The sequence below is a fragment of the Nocardia sp. NPDC003726 genome, assembly GCF_053586955.1.
Map to the genome: position 1 here is coordinate 60,798 of NZ_JBSFNF010000006.1, position 18,088 is coordinate 78,885.

Genomic DNA, 18,088 nt, shown 5'->3' on the forward strand with positions numbered 1-18,088 from the left:
GCGCCCTCCTGCCTATCGGCTGACTGCCGGCACCGGGACCGCGTCGATCAGCGCCCTGGTGTACTCGTGTCGCGGATCGGCGAATATCTGCTCCGCCGAGCCGTATTCCACGATCTTGCCGCGATACATGACCGCGATGTCGTGGGCCAGGTTCCGCACCACGGACAGGTCGTGCGAGACGAACAGATACGACAGCCCGCGCTCGGTTTGCAGGTCGCGCAACAGGTTCAGCACGCCGGCCTGGATCGAGACGTCCAGCGAGGAGACCGGCTCGTCCAGCACCAGCAGTTCCGGGTCGAGCGCGAGCGCGCGGGCGATGCTGATGCGCTGTTTCTGGCCGCCGGAGAAGTCGGCGGGGTAGCGGTCGGCGTGCTCCGGGCGCAGACCGACCTGTTCGAGCAGTTCCGGTACCCGGCGCGCGATCTCCGCCCGCGGCCGCCCGTCGATGCGCAACGGCTCGGCGAGGGCGTCGAAGATCGGCAGACGGGGGTCGAGGGAGGCGGTGGGGTCCTGGAAGACGATCTGCATCTTCCGGCGGATCTCCCGCTTGCGGGCCTTGCTCAGGGTCGCGACGTCGCTGCCCATGATCTCGATCGCGCCCGACTGCGGCGGCACCAGATCGAGGATCTGGGTGAGAGTGGTCGATTTGCCGGAGCCGGACTCACCGACGAGCGCCAAGGTGCGCCCGCGCCGGACCTCGAAACTGATGCCGTCGACCGCCCTGATCTCTCCTTTGCGGCGGCGCAGCACCACACCCGAGGTGATCGGGAAGACCTTCACCAGGTCCGAAACCCGCAGCACGACATCCGAGTCCACCTGCGCCTCGGCCTCCGGCTCGGCGATCTCGCGCCGATACGCCTCGAACAGCTCGTCGGTGCCGACCTCGGCGGTGCGGATGCATGCGGCGGTATGCCCCGGCCCGACCGTCTCCAAAGGCGGTTCCGCCGCCCGGCATTCGTCGATCGACACCGGGCAGCGCGGTGCGAACGAGCAGCCGGGCGGCAGCGCGTGCATGGCGGGCGGCGCGCCGACGATCGGGATCAACGGTCGTCGCGGCGGACCGTCCATGCGCGGGATCGAGCCGAGCAGACCGACGGTGTACGGCATCCGCGGCGCGTCGAACAGCTCGGCGGCGGGGGCGGTTTCGACGATCCGGCCCGCGTACATGACGGCGACGCGGTCGGCCAGCGTGGCGGCGATGCCCATGTCGTGGGTGATCATGATGACGCCCGCGCCGGTGATGTCGCGCGCCTTGCGCAGCAGGTTGAGGATCTGCTTCTGCACCGTCACGTCCAGCGCGGTGGTCGGTTCGTCGCAGATGATCAGCGCCGGGTCGTTCGCGATCGCCATCGCGATGACCACGCGCTGGCGCTGGCCGCCGGAGAACTCGTGCGGAAACGCTTTGGCCCGCACTTCCGGATCGGGGATGCCGACCAGGTCGAGCAGCTCCACCGCGCGTTTCGCGGCTGAGCCTCTGCTCACCTTGCCGTGCGCCAGCAGGGCTTCGGCGATCTGATCGCCCACCCGGTAGACCGGCGTCAGCGCCGAGAGCGGGTCCTGGAACACCATGCTGATCGAACTGCCGCGCAGCTTGGACAGGTCGCGATCGCCCAGCCCGAGCAGTTCGCGTCCGCGGAAACGGATGGAACCGGTGATCCGCGCCTGCTCCGGCAGCAACCCCATCACGGCCAGCGAGGACACCGACTTGCCCGACCCGGATTCACCGACGATGGCGAGCACTTCACCATCGGACACCGTGTAGGTGACGCCGCGCACCGCGTCGATCCGGCCCTCCTCGCTGGGGAAGGACACCCGCAGATCGGTGATCTCCAGCAGGGGCGCGGTCGAGGTGGTCTCGATCGTCTTCTCGGTTGTTCCCGCGCTCGTCATGCCTTCGCCTTCTTCTTCGACCGAGCCCGCTTCGCGCCGGGATCGAACGCGTCGCGCAGTCCGTCGCCCACGAGGTTGGCGCACAGCACGGTGATGATCAGCAGACCACCTGCGAACAGGAACAGCCAGGGATAAGTCAACGCTGATTTCGTCCCCGCCGCGATCAGCGAGCCGAGTGACACGTCCGGCGGCTGCACACCGAAACCGAGGAAGCTCAGACCCGTTTCGGCCATGATCGCCGAGCCGACGGTGAGCGTGGTGTCGATGATCAGGATCGAGGCGATGTTCGGGATGACGTGGCTGAGGATCACCGTGCGGGTCGGCGCGCCCATGTACCTGGCGGCTCGGACGAATTCGCGATCACGCAGGCTCAGTGTCAGCCCGCGCACGATCCGCGCCGAGATCATCCAGCCGAAGCAGGACAGCAGGACGATCAGCAGCAGAATGGAGCCGCTGCCCTTGGTGCGCGGCGCGAACAGCGCGATGACGATGAAGCTCGGAACCACCAGCAGCAGATCGACCAGCCACATGATCGCCCGGTCGGTCCAGCCGCCGAGCAGTCCGGCCAGTGAGCCGGCGGTGGCGGCGATCGTGGTGGACAGCAGCGCGACGCACAGGCCGATGACCAGCGACTTCTGCAATCCGCGCAGGGTCTGCGCCAAGACGTCCTGCCCGATCTGGGTGGTGCCGAAGGGATGGTCCGGGCTCGGCGGTTTCAGCAGGGCGGTGTAGTCCAGCTGCTGGTAGTCGTAGGGCAGGAAGGGCGGCAGCGCGAAGCTCACGACGAACAGCGCGATGAGGATCAGGCCACCAGCGACGGCGGGCTTGTTGCGCAGGAAGCGCCGCAGCACCAGCCTGCGCCGCCCGGTCGCGGCGACCTCGGGCGCGCCCTGGACGATGATCTCGGTTTCCGTCATCCCACACGCACCCTTGGATCGAGAATCGCGTACACGATGTCGGACAGCAGACCCGACACCAGCACAACCAGGCCTGCGAACGCGGTGACCGTCACCACGACGTACAGGTCCTGGGCGTTGATCGAGTCGACCAGCCACTCACCGACACCGTGCCAGCCGAAGATCTTCTCGGTGAACGTCGCGCCGGTGATCAGGGCGCCGAGACTGTAGGCGAACAGTGTGGCCATCGGGATCAGCGCCGTGCGCAGGCCGTGCTTGTACAGCGCCTTGCTGCGGGTAAGACCCTTCGCGCGGGCGGTGCGGATGAAATCGCTCTGCAGCACGTCGAGCATCGCGTTGCGCTGATAGCGGCTGTAGCTCGCCATCGCGCCGAGCGCCAGCGCGGTGGTGGGCAGGATCAGGTGCTGGACGCGGTCGAGCAGTTGCGGCCCGAACCCTTCGATGGTGTTGGCCGACGTCTCGCCGGTGTAGAGGAAGATCTGCGATCCGGTCAGCGAGTTGATCTCCAGCGCACCGTATTTCAGCAGCGTCGCGAGCAGGAAGACCGGCGTGCTCAAGATCAGCAGTGACACCACCGTGGTGAAATAGTCGCTGAACTTGTACTGCCGGATCGCGCCCGCCGCGCCGATCAGAACCCCGAGCACCGTGCCGACCAGCGAACCGACGATCAGCAGCCGCAGGCTCACCGCGACCCGTCGCGGCAGTTCCTCGCTGACCGGCTGACCGGCCAGCGTGGTGCCGAAATCGCCGCGCGGAATGCCTTTGAGCCAGGTGACGTACCGCTCCGGGATCGGGTCGTTGAGGTGCAGCTCCTCGGCCTTGGCGTCGATCACTGCCTGTGGCGGGCGCGGATTGCGTTGTTCGAGACTGTCCAGCGGCCGGAACGTCAGGGACGCCAAACTGAACGTCAGGAACGAAGCCAGCAGCAACAGCACGACATAGTTGAGCGCGCGTCGTAGCAGGAAGCCGGTCATCAGTCCTCTGGTCTTTCGGCTGGGCGGGCCAGCGTCGGTATTAGCCCCCGATCATAAGGACGCGGTTCGCGGCGCGCGTGCCACACGACATCCGGGCATGTCCGGAGCCCGTCCGGCCACGGTGGCCGGGCGCGAGCCGGAGGTTGTCCGGCAGGATGGACGGGTGACGCCCCTGCACCTCCCCAAACCGAAGATGGTCGCCACCGACGTGGACGGCACCCTCATCGACCGTGACGAGCGGGTGACCGCGCGGACGAAGGCGGCGGTGGGCGCGCTGATCGCCGACGGCGTGCCGTTCGTGCTGGCCACGGGACGCCCGCCGCGCTGGATCGATCCGGTGGTGCAGGGGCTCGGGTACGCGCCGCTGTGCGTATGCGGCAACGGCGCGGTGATCTACGACAGCGCCGCCGACCGGGTGCTGACCAGCATGGCATTGGACGTGCCGACGCTGGCCTGGCTCGCCGACATCGCCGAGCGGGCGCTGCCCGGCTGCGGTCTGGCCGCCGAACGCGTCGGCGAGAGCGCGCACGACGCCGTGACGCCGCAGTTCGTCAGCTCGCCGCAGTACGAGCACGCCTGGCTCAACCCGGACGACACCTCCGTCGCCAGGGAGGAGGTCATCGACGCGCCCGCCATCAAGATGCTGATCCGGCTGCCCGGCGCGCGCAGTTCGGACATGCGCGCGGTGCTCGCGCCGCTGATCGGCGAACGCGCCGACATCACCTACTCGACCGAGCACGGACTCATCGAACTGTCCGCCCCCGGCATCACCAAGGCCGCGGGGCTGGCCGTGGTCGCGCAGCGGCTCGGCGTGGACGCGTCCACCATCGTCGCGTTCGGCGACATGCCCAACGACGTCCCCATGCTCACCATGGCCGGCCACGGTGTCGCGATGCGCAACGCCCACCCCGAGGCCATCGCCGCCGCCGACGAGGTCGCCGAATCGAACTCCGACGACGGAGTCGCGCGCATCCTGGAACGCTGGTGGGTGTGAGAGAAATGGGTGACGGAGCGATTCGAAGCCCGCGCGTCGGGCACGGGCTCCGAGCGGAGATCAACGATCGGGCCCGCCGGGGATCGGCGCGCCGCCCGTAGCCGTGGCGGCGGCGGGCGCCGGGGGACGGTGCGGGATCGGGGCACTCACCTGCGCTGCGACCGGGTTCCGGCTCATTTCCGCTCGATAGGTGTCGTTGTAGGTCTTCCACACCGTCGTGACGAGGCCGGTGATCTGGTCGAGGATCAATGAACCGTGCTCGAAGTCGGCGCGCAGGCCGTCGGGGACCGGATAGGCGTTGCGCAGGGGGAGTCCGAGCACACCCGTGTCGGCGCCGAGTTGCAGGAAGCGGTCCAGGATGCTGCCGAGCACCTCGACGACCTGCCCGTCTGCGGCGGTGTAGACATAGCCGTTGGCGAACTTCGCGTACTGCTGGTCACCCGCGGCGGGCAGCACATCCGAACGTACGGCGCCGAGCGGGCCGTTCGGTCCGCCGGACTGCGACCAGTGCCTGGCGATGATGTTCTCCTGCACCATGTTCAGCAGCTTGGTGGTCAGCGCGGCGAGGGCCGCCACGTCGGATTCCGCTGGTGGGGGCACCTGGCTGTCGGGCGCGCCAGAAGCGTCCGGCGCACCGGCGGCGATGTCGCGGATCCGATCCATCAGCGCGTACGCCGCGTCGCCGGGACAGGTGGTGTTGCCGACATCGCGGTGTGCGAAGACCACCGGCAACTGCACCGCCTCGCCCTCGGCGTACGAGGTGAAGGAAGTGCCCTCGGAGTACATGGTGGTGGAGCCCTTGGGATCGAGTCCGGCGATCTTGGTGCGCCAGCCGACGAAAGCGCCGATCGCCTGGAGCGCCTCCTGGCTCGGTGGCTCCGACTCGTAGTTGCCCATCAGCGCGACGCCCGAGGTGTTCTCGTTGAACCCGCCCGCGTGCGCGCCCTGCACCGGGCGGTCGAGGCCGCCGAAGCGTCCTTCGAAGACCTGCCCGTACTTGTCGACCAGCGCGTTGTAACCGATGTCGCACCAGCCCAATGTCTTCGCGTGATAGGTGTAGATCGCGCGGACGATGCCCGCCGACTCGGACTTGCTGTAGTCGTTGCGCCCCGCGGTGTGGTGCACCGTGACGCCGCCGAGACGGTCGTCGTAGGTCGGCTCGGCGCACCGGATCGATTCGTCGGCGCCCCACTGGGCGCGGGTGATCACGCTCGGTCCGCCGCCGGGCAGCGCGGCGGCCACGCTGTGCAGATCGCCGTCGGCGGCGGCCCGGCCCGGATCGATCAGCACGGCGGTCAGGTCCGCGGCCTGCTGAGCCGGGTCGGCTGGTTGTGACCGGTCGTCGGCGCTGGGTCCGGGCTGCGCCACCGGCTGGATGGTCCGCGCTGCCTGCTTGCGGGTGACCAGCACCTGCACCGCGTTCGTGTTGCCGACGTAGATCGGCTCGGTGCCGTCGGTGGGGCCGGGGCCGGAGTGATCGGTGCGGTGGGTGTCCACCGGTTCGGTGTCGTACCAGGGGCCCCAGGTGCCGTCGGGCTGCCGAGCGCGGATGGTGGCTTTGGTGTCGGCCAGCTCTCGCGCGGTGAGTGCGACCATGCTGAACGGCGTGTCGCTGGAAAGTTCCTTGACCTGTGCCCCCACCTGGCTCATCAGTTCGGGGTTCACCGCACCGGGAGACAGCGCGGGGGTGTCGGGCGTGGTGCCGGGCTGGAGCCGGGCGGGATCGGCGATGAAGCGCACACTGTTCGCCGGCGGTCCGGAAATCGGCTGACCAGCGGAATTCGTGCTTCGGTCCGATCGGCTCGGCATTAATTCGGATTCGGAGGTTTGGCTGGAATTGGAACTGGGTAGTCGCATTCCTTCCGGAGGTTGCGCGCCCGGTGGCAGCGGCCCTTCCGGAATCGGAATGCCCGCCGCGATCGGCAGCATGCGCAGGTCGGAAAGATGCAGATCAGGCAGGTTCAGCCCGGTGAGTTCGCGCAGCGGCAACACGATATCGGGGGCGTGGGTCAGGGAGACCTCGGCGAGCCCGGCCGAGACGGTGGCCGGTTCGCTGTCGGTGGCGGTGCGGTAGTCGTTCGAATCGCTGAGCGCGAGCGTGCCGAGCGGGGCAGCTACCGCGAGGGTGGTGACAACCGGTAGCACGTAGGAGCGTTTCGGTTTGCGGTACCGCACGTGCGTCTCCAATCAGGTCGTACCAGTGATCGTGTGATTAAAGGGTCACTTCCTGATGTATCAATGGTCACAATAACCACATTTGTCACATGGCTAAACCTCTGGTTGAGGATTATGTGATTGCCTGAATGTAGCTGTTCGATTGCTGGCGCGTCTGCAAAACGTGCGGAAAAAGTAGGAGAGCTACGGTCTCGTAAACCGCGGGAGTGAACCGATGCATCGTAATAGGCCCATGCGGGGGAACCGAAAATTGCTGGTAAGGGCGATATTCCCCGGGCGGGGCCCCGCCGGGAGGCCATGCGGGAACGCGCTGGGCGGCTCCGCCCTGTTGCTCGGCGGAGTCGGGCTGGTCGCTGGAGTCCTCGTCGTGCTCTCGGCCTGGCCGAACCACGTGCCCTATCGCCAGCTCGCGGGGCCGGGACACGGCCGTGGCTTGAGTCAGGTCGGCGCGTTCGAGAACGCGCGAGCGGGATGGGCAGCCGAACGCATCCTCGCGCACTACTACCCGGGCGCGACGCTCGGCGCCGTCGCGCCCGCCGCCGTCCGGGTCCGCCTCGCGGCGCGGGACGACTCTTCGCTCGACGTCTTCGCCGCCACCGGCCTGCGGGTGGCGGGCCGACAGCTCCCGCCCGGCCAGGCCGCGCACCTGACGCCGCTGCCCGGTGGCGGCGCGAACGTGACGGTGACCGTCGGTTGCGACGGCGACGTGCTGTGGCAGGCGTCGACCGACGACCCCTGGGTCCATCCGATCGACCCACGGCCGAACCGCCCGGTGGCCGAACACCTCACGCTGTGCGGCGGTCCCTCCTACCGCGGCGTGCTCGGCGTCGCCCTCGACGACGGCGCGGCCCGCACGATCAACCAGGTGGATGTCGAGGATTACCTGCTCGGGGTGGTCCCGGCCGAGGTGCAGGCCAACTGGGCGGACAAGGGCGCGGCCGAGGCGCTGCGTGCCCAGGCGATCGCGGCGCGCTCGTATGTCCTCGCCGAGCAGCGTTATCCGTACGCGCAGACGTGCGACACCACGGCTTGCCAAAGCTATCCCGGCACCGAGCGGGAGGACCCGCGGACGGCGGCGGCCGTAGCCGCCACGGCGGGCACGGTGTTGTTGCGCGACGGCCGGATCCTGCGCACGGAGTACTCCGCCGCACCCGACGGAGGGGCACCGGCGGATATCCGGACCATGGACGTCGGGCCCGCCCCCGGGCAACTGCTCGCCATCGCGCCGGGCGCGGAGCCGCCCGCGCGGTCGGCGGCCACCGAGTCGGCGATCGATGCCGAGTACCGCCGCATCGGTGGCGCGAACAGTTCGCTCGGCACGCCGATCGGACCGCAGATGATCCTGCCGCAGCACGCGGGCACCTACCGGATGTACACCAACGGCGTGATCATCGCGACGCCCACGCTGGGCGCGCAGGTGGTGGACTACTCGCGCGTGTTGCAGGTGGTGCCGGAAGTGGCTGCAGCGCAGCAGGTTCCGTCCGGCGCGGCGGCTCGGCCCGATGCCGTGCCGCCCGGCGGTGGGGCTCAGCCCGGTGCGCATGGAGATGCGGCTGTGTCCGGTGGTCCCGTTACGCCCGACGGTGCCGCCGTGGCTGCTGGCGGTGCCGATGCCCTTGGAGCTGCGGCTACGCCTGACGGCACTGCTGCACCCGGCGGTATCGCCCCACCGGAAAACGTGGCAAACGGGGGTGACGCCACGGCTGGCGGTGCGATCCGGCCCGCTGGTCCGTAATCGATCGCATAAAGGGGTTGACCTTGACGTAGCGTCAACTTGCAAGCTGGTTACACCGACGAGAGCACAAAGGAAAACAGGGTCGTGGGCGGGAAGGAATGGTCCATCCAGGATCTGGCGAAGGCGGCCGGTACCACCAGTCGCACGCTGCGCCACTACGGGCAGCTCGGGCTGTTGCCGCCCAGCCGGATCGGAGCCAACGGCTACCGGTACTACGACCAGGACTCCCTCGTGCGGTTGCAACGCATCCTGCTGCTGCGGGAACTCGGCCTCGGCCTTCCGGTCATCGCCGAAGTCCTCGCCGGCGAGCGGGAAACCGCCGCCGCGCTGCGTACGCACCTGGAACTGCTACGGCAGGAACAGGATCGGATCCGGCGGCAGATCGAGTCGGTGCGAACCACGCTGCAGAAGACGGAAAGAGGTGAACAACTCGTGGCAGCAGAAGTTTTCGACGGCTTCGACCACACCAAGTACAAGGACGAGGTGATCGAACGCTGGGGCAAGGAGGCCTACGAGCGCGGCGACCGCTGGTGGGGCTCGATGTCGGAGAAGGACAAGAAGAACTTCCAGCAAACCCATCTCGACATCGCCGCCGACTACGGCCGGGCGCACGCCGACGGGCTCGCGCCCGACGCCGACGAGGTGCAGGCCATCGTCCAGCGCCACTACGAGTGGATCGGCGTCGGCTGGCAGGGTCGTCCGGTGGTGAAAGAGGCTTTCGTCAACCTCGGCGAGATGTACGTGGCCGACCCACGTTTCGCGCAGAACTACGACGTGCACGGCGCGGGCACCGCCGAGTTCGTGCGCGACGCGATGAAGGTCTACGCCGAGCGACGGCTGTAGCACACAACCCTCCGACGGCCGGTACGAAAGACACGTACCGGCCGTCGGTTCAGTCCGCTGGGCAGCAGCCTCGAGCTCAGCGGCGCAGCCGGACCGCATCTCTGAGTGTTCGGTGAAGGCGACATTCGCCTACGCGTGCGGCACGGTCAACCAGCGTCGTCGCGTCCGAGCGCGTGCATCAATTGGTCCTCCGTGATCGGAGGCACCGGAAGCGGATGGGCGGCCTCCGCGCGCAGGCCGTCGAGGATCAGGCCGAGATGGCGACGCCATGCTTCGGGGGCGATGTGACTGGTCGCCTCGACGATTCTGGTGTGTGACCAGGTGATGAAGGCGATGTCCTCGAGCACCCAGTCGGCGCGCAGGACTCCGGCTTCCTGCGCGCGGGTGATGATCCGGCGCATCAGGCCGTGGCCGTGCTCCTGGGCCCGCGCGATGGCGCGGCTCGGTGCGGCGCGCACGGCCAGTTCGCTGAGCAGGCGGTCTGCGGCTTGCAGCGCGCAGACCTGCTCCACCAGGTAGACGAACGATTCCCAGGGGTCATCGATGGCCAGCGCGTCCTCGGCGATGCGGCTGCCCGCTTCGATCCGGTCCTCGACCGCGGCCGCGATGAGGTCGTCGCGGGTGGGGAAGCGGTTGTAGAGCGTGCCGATGGCGACCCCGGCGCGCGCGGCGATCTCCTTCAGCGGCGCGTCGAGGCCGCGTTCTTCGAAGACGGCGCGGGCGGCGGTCACGAGCGCGTCCCGGTTGCGCTGGGCATCGCTGCGTAACGGCTTGTCCACGGGCCGATCCTACAAATGAGGCATGCGTGCATATGTTGAGCATGGGTTCAACTTAATGCTACTGTCGGGCCGAATAACTTGAACCATGTCTCAACTTAAGGAGTGGCAATGTCCAAGATCATCGCGATCTTCGGCTACGGCCCGGGTCTCGGCGTGGGCACGGGACGCCGATTCGGGCGCGAAGGATTCCGGGTGGCCGTCATCGGGCGTGACCCGGAGAAAGCGCGGCGGCACGCCGACGAGCTGACCGCCGAGGGGATCGAGGCCGCGGCCTTCCCCGCGGACGTCACCGACGCCGCGCAGGTCACCGGGGTGATCGAGAAGATCGAGGCGACCTTCGGGACGATCGATGTGGCCATGCACGGCGCGGCGGGCAACATGAGCGACCGGCTGCCTTCCACCCTGGCGGTGGACCTCCCCTCCCTCGACGCGCCGATCGCGCTGAAGTTGCACTCGCCGATCCTGGTGACGCGGGCGCTGGCGCCGAAGATGGTGCAGCGCGGCGACGGCGCGCTGCTGTTCTCCTCGGGCTCCTCCGAGCACTTCGTGGCGCCCTACCTGGCCAACTTCGGCATAGCGCTCGCCGCCCAGCGCGGATACCTGCGCCAGCTCGCGGTCGAATTCCGGGGGACCGGCGTCTACGTCGGGTTGCTCAACATCGGCGCGCTGATCGACGGCAGCAAGGCCGCGCAGATCATCGATGAGAATCCGGAGGTGATCCCGGCCGGCCTGGAGATCGTCCGGATGAGCGGCGGCGAACTCGGCGATCACTACTGGCGGCTGTACACCGAGCGGGACAAGGTGGAACTCGACGTCGGTTTCCCGGCCTGAAGCTCGGAAGACCCCTTGATCGCGCACCGGCCGGGGCCACCCGCAGCCGTGCGCGATCATTCGGCGGCGGCAGTAAACCACCGGTCGGTTGCCAGGGAACCGCATTCCGGCAAACATCCGGCGAAATTGCCAGGTCAGGAAGGTGAAACCGGGTGCGCCCAGCGGTGCGGCTCAGCACAGTCGCGACTCCACCGGGACACGGCGGGGACTTCCGATACTCTGGGCTCCCGTGACCGTCGCATCGTCCCCGGGTACCTCCGTCCATTCCGCCTCACAGTTCGATCTGATCGTCGTCGGCTCCGGATTCTTCGGGCTGACGGTTGCCGAACGCGCCGCCACCGTGCTGGGTAAACGGGTTCTGGTGATCGAACGGCGCCACCACATCGGTGGCAACGCCTACTCCGAGCCGGATCCGGAAACCGGGATCGAGATCCACAAGTACGGCGCGCACCTTTTCCACACGTCGAACAAGCGGGTGTGGGACTACGTCACCCAGTTCACCGAGTTCACCGGTTACCAGCACCGTGTCTTCGCGATGCACAAGGGGCAGGCTTACCAGTTCCCGATGGGGCTGGGCCTGGTCTCCCAGTTCTTCGGCCGCTACTTCTCGCCGGAAGAGGCGCGGGCGCTGATCGCGGAGCAGGCCTCGGAGATCGAGACCAAGGACGCGCAGAATCTCGAGGAGAAGGCCATCTCGCTGATCGGCCGTCCGCTCTACGAGGCGTTCGTGCGCGACTACACGGCCAAGCAGTGGCAGACCGACCCGAAGGAGCTGCCTGCGGGCAACATCACCCGCCTGCCGGTGCGCTACACCTTCGACAACCGCTACTTCAACGACACCTACGAGGGCCTGCCCCGCGAGGGCTACACGAAGTGGCTGGAGAACATGGCCGCCTCCGACCTGATCGAGGTGCGCCTGAACACCGACTGGTTCGAGGTGCGCGAGCAGGTGCGCGCCGAGAACCCGGACGCCCCGGTCGTCTACACCGGCCCGCTGGACCGTTACTTCGACTATCGCGAAGGCGAACTGGGCTGGCGCACCATCGATTTCGAGACCGAGGTGCTGCCGGTCGGCGACTTCCAGGGCACCTCGGTGATGAACTACAACGACGCGGACGTGCCCTACACCCGCATCATCGAGCCGCGCCACTTCCACCCCGAGCGCGACTACCCCACCGACAAGACGGTGATCATGCGGGAGTACTCCCGGTTCGCCCAGACCGGCGACGAGCCGTACTACCCGATCAACACACCGGAAGACCGGGCGAAACTGCTGGCCTACCGTGAGCTGGCCAAGCAGGAGACCGCCGCGGCGAAGGTCGTCTTCGGCGGACGTCTCGGCACCTATCAGTACCTGGATATGCACATGGCGATCGGCAGTGCGCTGAGCATGTTCGACAACGTGCTGCGCCCGCATCTGGCGGACGGCGCGCCGCTGGTCGACCAGGAGGCGTAGGAGCGCGATGACCTCCCAATCCATTCTGGAAGACATGACCACCGAGACCCGCGCGAAGTCGCTGCTGCAGCGCATCATCCTGCCCCGGCCGGGTGAGCCGCTGGACGTGCGCACGCTCTACGTCGAGGAATCGGCGACCAACGCCAGGCGCGCGCACGCCACCACCCGTACCTCGCTGTCGATCGGCGCGGAGTCCGAGGTCTCCTTCTGCACCTACTTCAACGCGCTGCCCGCGAGCTACTGGCGGCGCTGGAGCATCCTGTCGTCGGTGGTGTTGCGGCTGGAACTGGCCGGGCACGGCCGGGTGGACGTGTACCGCTCCAAGGCCGACGGCTCGCGAATCCACGTGCAGGGCAAGGAATTCGCGGTCGCGTCCGGCGCCGACTCGGTGGTCGTCGAATTCGAGACCGATCTCGGCCCGTTCGAGGACGGCGGCTGGATCTGGTTCGACATCACCACCGACACGGCGGTCACGCTGCTGTCCGGCGGCTGGTACGCGCCGGTCGACGCGCCCGGCGATGGCAGCATCGCGGTCGGCATGCCCACCTTCAACCGGCCCACCGACGCGGTGAAGACCCTCGCCGCCCTCGGCTCTGACCCGCTGGTGCTGGAGAAGATCCAGGCCGTCATCATCCCCGACCAGGGCACGAAGAAGGTCGTCGACGAACCCGGCTTCGCCGAATCGGCGGCCGCGCTCGGGGATCGCCTGTCCATCCACGACCAGCCCAACCTCGGCGGGTCCGGCGGCTACAGCCGGGTGATGTACGAGGCGCTGAAGACCACCGACGCCGAACACATCGTCTACATGGACGACGACATCGAGATCGAGCCCGACTCGATCCTGCGCGCGCTGGCCTTCGCCCGCTTCGCGAAGTCGCCGGTGCTGGTCGGCGGCCAGATGCTCAATCTGCAGGAGCGCTCGCACCTGCACGTCATGGGCGAGGTGGTCGATCGCGGCATCTTCATGTGGACCGCGGCGCCGAACGTCGAGTACGACCACGACTTCTCGAAGTACCCGCTCAAGGACCGGGACAACTCCAAGCTGCTGCACCGGCGCATCGACGTCGACTTCAACGGTTGGTGGACCTGCGTCATCCCGCGGCGTGTCGCCGAGGAGCTCGGCCAGCCCCTTCCGCTGTTCCTGAAGTGGGACGACGCGGAGTACGGCTTGCGCGCCCGCGCGGCCGGGTACCCGACCGTCACCCTGCCCGGCGCGGCGGTGTGGCACATGGCCTGGAGCGACAAGGACGACGCCATCGACTGGCAGGCGTACTTCCACCTGCGCAATCGCCTGGTCGTCGCCTCGCTGCACCTGCCGGGCAACGGGCGCGGCATGGTCGTCAACACGATCAAGGCGACGCTGAAGCATCTGCTGTGCCTGGAGTACTCGACGGTCGCGATCCAGAACCTCGCCATCCGCGACTTCCTCGCAGGCCCGGAGCGGCTGTTCCAGCTGCTGCCCAGCGCGCTGGGCGCGGTGCACGAGCTGCGCAAGCAGTACCCGGACGCGGTGATCCTGCCCTCGTCCACCGAACTGCCGCTGGCCAGCCACATCGACGTCGGTGCGGTCGGCGAGCCGGCCAATCCGATCGCCAAGGTGGTCCGGCTGGCCAAGGGCGTGGTGCACAACTTCCGCCCCGCGCGCACCGAGCACCACGAGACCCCGCAGCTGAACGTGCCGACGCTGGACGCGCGCTGGTTCCTGCTCTCGCAGGTCGACGGCGTCACCGTCACCACGGCCGACGGCCGCGGCGTCGTCTACCGCAAGCGCGACCCGCGCCAGGCGCTCGGCCTGTTCAAGGAGGCCATGCGCCTGCGCAAGGAGCTGGCCGCCCGCTTCCCGGAGATGCAGCAGCGCTACCGCGCCGCCCACCCGCAGCTGACCAGCACCGCGGCCTGGGAGAAGGTCTTCGGCATCGACACGAAGGATGGGCAGCAGTGAGTCTCGGAGCGAGTGCCGCCGACGACGCGGCGGTGCAGCCGCCGCCACCCAGCGCCAACGGCCACGGCGGTCCGGTGTCCGCGCACCCGCCCGCGGCCGGGCAGACGCCGCCGGAGGTCGCGATCATCAACGCCGTGCAGGCCACCCTGGGCAGCAAACCCGCGGTGGTGTCCGCGGCGCGGGGCCTGTCGCACTTCGGCGAGCACGCGCTCGGCTGGGTCGGCATCGCCGCCGCGGGCTGGCTGGTGGACAAGCCGCGGCGCAGGCAGTGGGCCGGGGTCGCCGTCGGCGCCGTCGGCGCGCACGCGGCCTCGATCGTCATCAAGCGCGTCGTCCGCCGCCCGCGGCCGAACGACCCGTCGGTGCAGGTCAACGTGGGGACGCCCAGCAAACTCAGTTTCCCGTCCTCGCACGCGACCTCGACGACGGCAGCGGCCGTGTTGCTCGGCAGATTGACCGGGCTACCCTTGCCTGCGGTGCTCGTCCCCCCGATGCTGCTTTCGCGGGTGGTCCTCGGGGTGCACTACCCCACCGACGTGCTCGCCGGTTCCGCGCTCGGCGCCGCGTCCGCCGCCGCCCTGCTCGCCGCCGAAAAGAGACTCGACAGTGACCGCACAAGAAAGAGCCTTCGTTGACATGAGTGAAGAGCCGACCGGCGCCGACCTGGCCGAGGCGGTAGTCAAGGGCCCGCCCAAGACGCTGGCCGGCGGTCTGTTCAAGGCAGTCCGTCCGCGGCAGTGGGTCAAGAACGTCTTGGTGCTAGCCGCGCCGCTGGCCGCGGGCACGGCCACCGACGTCGATGTGCTCGCGCACGTCGGCATCGCCTTCGTGATGTTCTGCATGGCCGCCTCGGGCATCTACCTGGTGAACGACGCGCTCGACGTGGAGGCCGACCGGGCGCACCCGACCAAGCGTTTCCGGCCGATCGCAGCAGGCGTCGTCCCGGTGAACCTGGCCTACCTGCTGTCGGCGACGCTGCTGGCCGGGTCGATCGCGGGATCGTTCCTCGCGTCGTGGCAGCTCGCCGTGGTGATGGCGGTCTACATCGGCATCCAGCTGGCCTACTGCTTCGGGCTCAAACACCAGGCCGTGCTCGACATCTGCATCGTGTCCTCCGGCTTCCTGCTGCGCGCCGTGGCCGGCGGCGCGGCGGCCGACATCGAGCTGTCGCAGTGGTTCCTGCTCATCATGGCCTTCGGCTCGCTGTTCATGGCGGCGGGCAAGCGCTACGCGGAGCTGCAGATCGCGCTCGGCACCGGCGCCAAGATCCGCAAGTCGCTGGAGTACTACACGCCCACCTACCTGCGCTTCATCTGGACGCTGGCCGCGACGGCGGTGGTGGTGTTCTACGGGCTGTGGGCGTTCCAGCAGGACGGCATCAAGGACACCAACTGGTTCGCGATCTCGATGATCCCGTTTACCATCGCCATCCTGCGTTACGCGGTGGACGTCGATGGGGGCGAGGCCGGGGAGCCGGAAGAGATCGCGCTGGGGGACCGCGTCCTGCAGCTGCTCGCAATCGCCTGGATCGGAGCGGTAGGTGTCGCTGTCTATCTCACCTGACGAGATGCTGGTAGCGGAGCGGTCCCCGCGTCTGTCCAAAGCCACGTTCGTCGGTGGGATCACGCTCACCGTTGTTCTTTTCGCGGTCGGGGGCTGGCAGCGGCGGTGGATCGCCGACGACGGTCTCATCGTGTTGCGCACGGTGCGCAACCTGCTCGCGGGCAACGGCCCCGTCTTCAACCGAGGCGAGCGCGTCGAAACCAACACCAGCACCGCGTGGACCTATCTGGTCTGGTTCTTCAGCTGGCTGACCCAAGCGCGGCTCGAGTACGTGGTGCTCGGCGTCGCGCTCACGGTGTCGCTGGCCGCGGTCGTGTTCGCCATGCTCGGCTCGGCCCGGTTGTGGGGCGGGACCAGCACCGGGTTGTTGCTGCCCGCGGGCGTGCTGGTCTACATCGCGCTGCCCCCGGCCCGCGACTACGCCACCTCCGGCCTGGAGAGCGGCCTGGTGATCTGCTGGATCGGCCTGCTGTGGTGGCAGCTGATGCGCTGGAGTCAGGCCGCATCGGTGCGCCTGCCCGGCCTGCTCGGACTGGTCTTCCTCGCCGGGCTGGCCCCGCTGATCCGTCCCGAGATGACCCTGGTCGGCGCGCTCGCGCTGCTGATGATCTTCTGCGCCCCCATGCCCGAGAGCAGGCTGCGGCCGCTCGTGCTGCGCGCGGTGATCGTCGCGGTGGCCGGACTGGTGCCGCTGGGCTACCAGATCTGGCGGATGGGCTACTACGGCCTGCCCTACCCGAACACCGCCGTCGCGAAGGACGCGGGCGGCGCCAAGTGGGGCCAGGGCTTCACCTACCTGTGGGATCTCGTCGGCCCCTACTTCCTGTGGGCGCCGCTGCTGGTGCTGCTGATCGCCGGCGTACTCGCCGCGCGCACGGGGGTGGCCACGACGGCCCGTGACGGAGAGGCGCGCGGCTGGTCGATCGGCCGGATTCAGGAGTGGCTGCGCTCACCCGGCGCGGTGGTCGCTTTGGTCTTGTTCAGCGGATTCATCCTGACTGTCTACGCGCTTCGGGTCGGCGGCGACTTCATGCACGGCCGGATGCTGCTGCCCCAGCTGTTCCTGTTCCTGCTCCCGGTCGCGGTCCTGCCGATCCGGGCTCCCGAGGGCGGTGTGCGCGCGGCCACCGCCGCCGATTGGTCCTTGGCGGCGCTCGCCGTGGCATTCGCCGGCGTCGCGGGCTGGGCGTTGTTCGCGGCCAACACCACCGCGATCAAGACCGGCACCAAGATCACCTCCACCGGCATCGTCGACGAGCGCGTCTACTACGTGCTCAACACCGGGCACGACCACCCGATCCTGGCCGAGGACTACTTGGATTACCCGCGCATCCGCGCGATGGTCGACGACATCACCAACACCCCGAACGGCGGGCTGCTGCTCAATTCGCCGTCGTTCATGTTCTGGTACGTCGCGCCGCCGCCCCAGCCGATTCCGGCCGGTGGCGCCGGGCACACGGTCTACTTCCTGAATCTCGGGATGACCAGCATGAACGTTCCGCTGGACGTGCCCGTGATCGATCCGATGGGACTGGCCTACCCGCTGGCAGCGCACACCGACCGGCTCACCGACGGTCGGATCGGGCACGACAAGAGCCTGTACCCGGACTGGGTCGTCGTCGACACCGGCATGGTGGACAAGAAGCCGTGGATGCCCTGGTACCTGGACGAGAAGTGGGTCACCCAGGCGCGGACGGCGATGTCGTGCCCCGACACCCAGGCGCTGCTGATCTCCTACCGCGATCCGCTCACCTTCGAGCGTTTCCGGCACAACCTGCGCAACGCGCTGCGTTTCGCGAAGTACCGCATCGACCGGGTGCCGAAGTACGAGATCCAGCGGTGCGGACTGGAAGATCCTTTCCCGCAGCTGGTCGCGCAGCGCTGATCCCGTGAATCACACTGGGCCCACCTGGCACGGTGGGCCCAGTGGTCTCATTTTCCGAGGTAGATAAAGTGGCGTACGCCGCTTTATCTCTTTTTGGTAACGCC

14 protein-coding genes are annotated in these 18,088 nt (G+C 68.4%); 9 read left to right on the top strand and 5 right to left on the bottom strand.

All coding sequences use genetic code 11. The features are described 5' to 3' along the window. Nucleotides 1–12: 12 nt before the first annotated feature. Genes ACWDMM_RS10300 through ACWDMM_RS10310 form a run of 3 tightly spaced genes read right to left on the bottom strand, consistent with a single transcriptional unit; the run spans nucleotide 13 to nucleotide 3,781 of the window. A complete protein-coding gene (locus ACWDMM_RS10300; protein WP_195079680.1) occupies nucleotides 13–1,890 on the bottom strand; it encodes an ABC transporter ATP-binding protein in 1,878 nt (625 codons plus the stop codon). Next, the gene (locus ACWDMM_RS10305) at nucleotides 1,887–2,807 is read right to left on the bottom strand and encodes an ABC transporter permease (protein WP_195079681.1); all 921 of its coding nucleotides are present in this window, start codon (nucleotides 2,805–2,807) and stop codon (nucleotides 1,887–1,889) included. Before ACWDMM_RS10305 ends, ACWDMM_RS10300 begins: the two co-directional genes overlap by 4 nt. Beyond that, nucleotides 2,804–3,781, bottom strand: coding sequence for an ABC transporter permease (locus ACWDMM_RS10310; protein ID WP_357107074.1), 978 nt, complete (start codon nucleotides 3,779–3,781; stop codon nucleotides 2,804–2,806). The genes ACWDMM_RS10305 and ACWDMM_RS10310 overlap by 4 nt, the downstream gene beginning before the upstream one ends. A 193-nt stretch (nucleotides 3,782–3,974) precedes the next feature. On the opposite strand from ACWDMM_RS10310, the gene ACWDMM_RS10315 reads away from it, so the two are divergent. Continuing rightward, nucleotides 3,975–4,775 carry a Cof-type HAD-IIB family hydrolase gene (locus ACWDMM_RS10315; RefSeq protein WP_397069720.1) on the top strand — a complete coding sequence of 267 codons (801 nt, stop codon included), beginning with the start codon at nucleotides 3,975–3,977 and terminating at the stop codon, nucleotides 4,773–4,775. 60 nt (nucleotides 4,776–4,835) lie between these two features. Here ACWDMM_RS10315 and ACWDMM_RS10320 read toward each other — a convergent pair whose 3' ends face one another. Further along, on the bottom strand, nucleotides 4,836–6,950 hold the full coding sequence (locus tag ACWDMM_RS10320) for an N-acetylmuramoyl-L-alanine amidase (protein ID WP_195079684.1): 2,115 nt from the start codon (nucleotides 6,948–6,950) through the stop codon (nucleotides 4,836–4,838). Between the two features lie 367 nt (nucleotides 6,951–7,317). Between ACWDMM_RS10320 and ACWDMM_RS10325 the strand changes: the two genes are divergently transcribed. Both ACWDMM_RS10325 and ACWDMM_RS10330 read left to right on the top strand, forming a co-directional pair. After that, nucleotides 7,318–8,685: a SpoIID/LytB domain-containing protein gene (locus ACWDMM_RS10325; protein WP_323124361.1), complete on the top strand. Its 1,368-nt coding sequence runs from the start codon at nucleotides 7,318–7,320 to the stop codon at nucleotides 8,683–8,685. 84 nt (nucleotides 8,686–8,769) lie between these two features. After that, a complete protein-coding gene (locus ACWDMM_RS10330; RefSeq protein ID WP_195079686.1) occupies nucleotides 8,770–9,528 on the top strand; it encodes a MerR family transcriptional regulator in 759 nt (252 codons plus the stop codon). 146 nt (nucleotides 9,529–9,674) lie between these two features. On the opposite strand, the gene ACWDMM_RS10335 is transcribed toward ACWDMM_RS10330, so the two are convergent. Further along, complete coding sequence (locus tag ACWDMM_RS10335) at nucleotides 9,675–10,307, bottom strand: TetR/AcrR family transcriptional regulator (protein ID WP_195079687.1); 633 nt, start codon at nucleotides 10,305–10,307, stop codon at nucleotides 9,675–9,677. Between the two features lie 108 nt (nucleotides 10,308–10,415). Between ACWDMM_RS10335 and ACWDMM_RS10340 the strand changes: the two genes are divergently transcribed. The 6 genes from ACWDMM_RS10340 (at nucleotide 10,416) to zomB (ending at nucleotide 17,984) form a co-directional block, all read left to right on the top strand. Next, a complete protein-coding gene (locus ACWDMM_RS10340) occupies nucleotides 10,416–11,138 on the top strand; it encodes an SDR family NAD(P)-dependent oxidoreductase (protein WP_195079688.1) in 723 nt (240 codons plus the stop codon). Nucleotides 11,139–11,367: 229 nt separating this feature from the next. Beyond that, on the top strand, nucleotides 11,368–12,594 hold the full coding sequence (gene glf, locus ACWDMM_RS10345; RefSeq protein WP_195079689.1) for a UDP-galactopyranose mutase: 1,227 nt from the start codon (nucleotides 11,368–11,370) through the stop codon (nucleotides 12,592–12,594). A gap of 7 nt (nucleotides 12,595–12,601) precedes the next feature. Beyond that, nucleotides 12,602–14,536, top strand: a complete 1,935-nt coding sequence (locus tag ACWDMM_RS10350) for a glycosyltransferase (protein WP_449937008.1) — start codon at nucleotides 12,602–12,604, stop codon at nucleotides 14,534–14,536. A 74-nt stretch (nucleotides 14,537–14,610) separates the two neighbouring features. Continuing rightward, nucleotides 14,611–15,171: a phosphatase PAP2 family protein gene (locus ACWDMM_RS10355; protein ID WP_195079886.1), complete on the top strand. Its 561-nt coding sequence runs from the start codon at nucleotides 14,611–14,613 to the stop codon at nucleotides 15,169–15,171. Between the two features lies 1 nt (nucleotide 15,172). Further along, nucleotides 15,173–16,099 (top strand): decaprenyl-phosphate phosphoribosyltransferase, encoded by a 927-nt coding sequence (locus tag ACWDMM_RS10360; protein ID WP_195043794.1) that lies wholly within the window; start codon nucleotides 15,173–15,175, stop codon nucleotides 16,097–16,099. A 4-nt stretch (nucleotides 16,100–16,103) separates the two neighbouring features. Continuing rightward, nucleotides 16,104–17,984, top strand: a complete 1,881-nt coding sequence (gene zomB / locus ACWDMM_RS10365) for a flagellar motor control protein ZomB (RefSeq protein ID WP_323124362.1) — start codon at nucleotides 16,104–16,106, stop codon at nucleotides 17,982–17,984. Nucleotides 17,985–18,088 lie beyond the last annotated feature (104 nt).

Bases quoted from the DNA above. Each gene is read 5' to 3' on its own strand.
- ACWDMM_RS10360 (WP_195043794.1), top strand. From the start codon at position 15,173: ATGAGTGAAGAGCCGACCGGCGCCGACCTGGCCGAGGCGGTAGTCAAG.
- zomB (WP_323124362.1), top strand. From the start codon at position 16,104: ATGCTGGTAGCGGAGCGGTCCCCGCGTCTGTCCAAAGCCACGTTCGTC.
- ACWDMM_RS10300 (WP_195079680.1), bottom strand. From the start codon at position 1,890: ATGACGAGCGCGGGAACAACCGAGAAGACGATCGAGACCACCTCGACC.
- ACWDMM_RS10315 (WP_397069720.1), top strand. From the start codon at position 3,975: ATGGTCGCCACCGACGTGGACGGCACCCTCATCGACCGTGACGAGCGG.
- ACWDMM_RS10310 (WP_357107074.1), bottom strand. From the start codon at position 3,781: ATGACCGGCTTCCTGCTACGACGCGCGCTCAACTATGTCGTGCTGTTG.
- ACWDMM_RS10350 (WP_449937008.1), top strand. From the start codon at position 12,602: ATGACCTCCCAATCCATTCTGGAAGACATGACCACCGAGACCCGCGCG.
- ACWDMM_RS10305 (WP_195079681.1), bottom strand. From the start codon at position 2,807: ATGACGGAAACCGAGATCATCGTCCAGGGCGCGCCCGAGGTCGCCGCG.
- ACWDMM_RS10340 (WP_195079688.1), top strand. From the start codon at position 10,416: ATGTCCAAGATCATCGCGATCTTCGGCTACGGCCCGGGTCTCGGCGTG.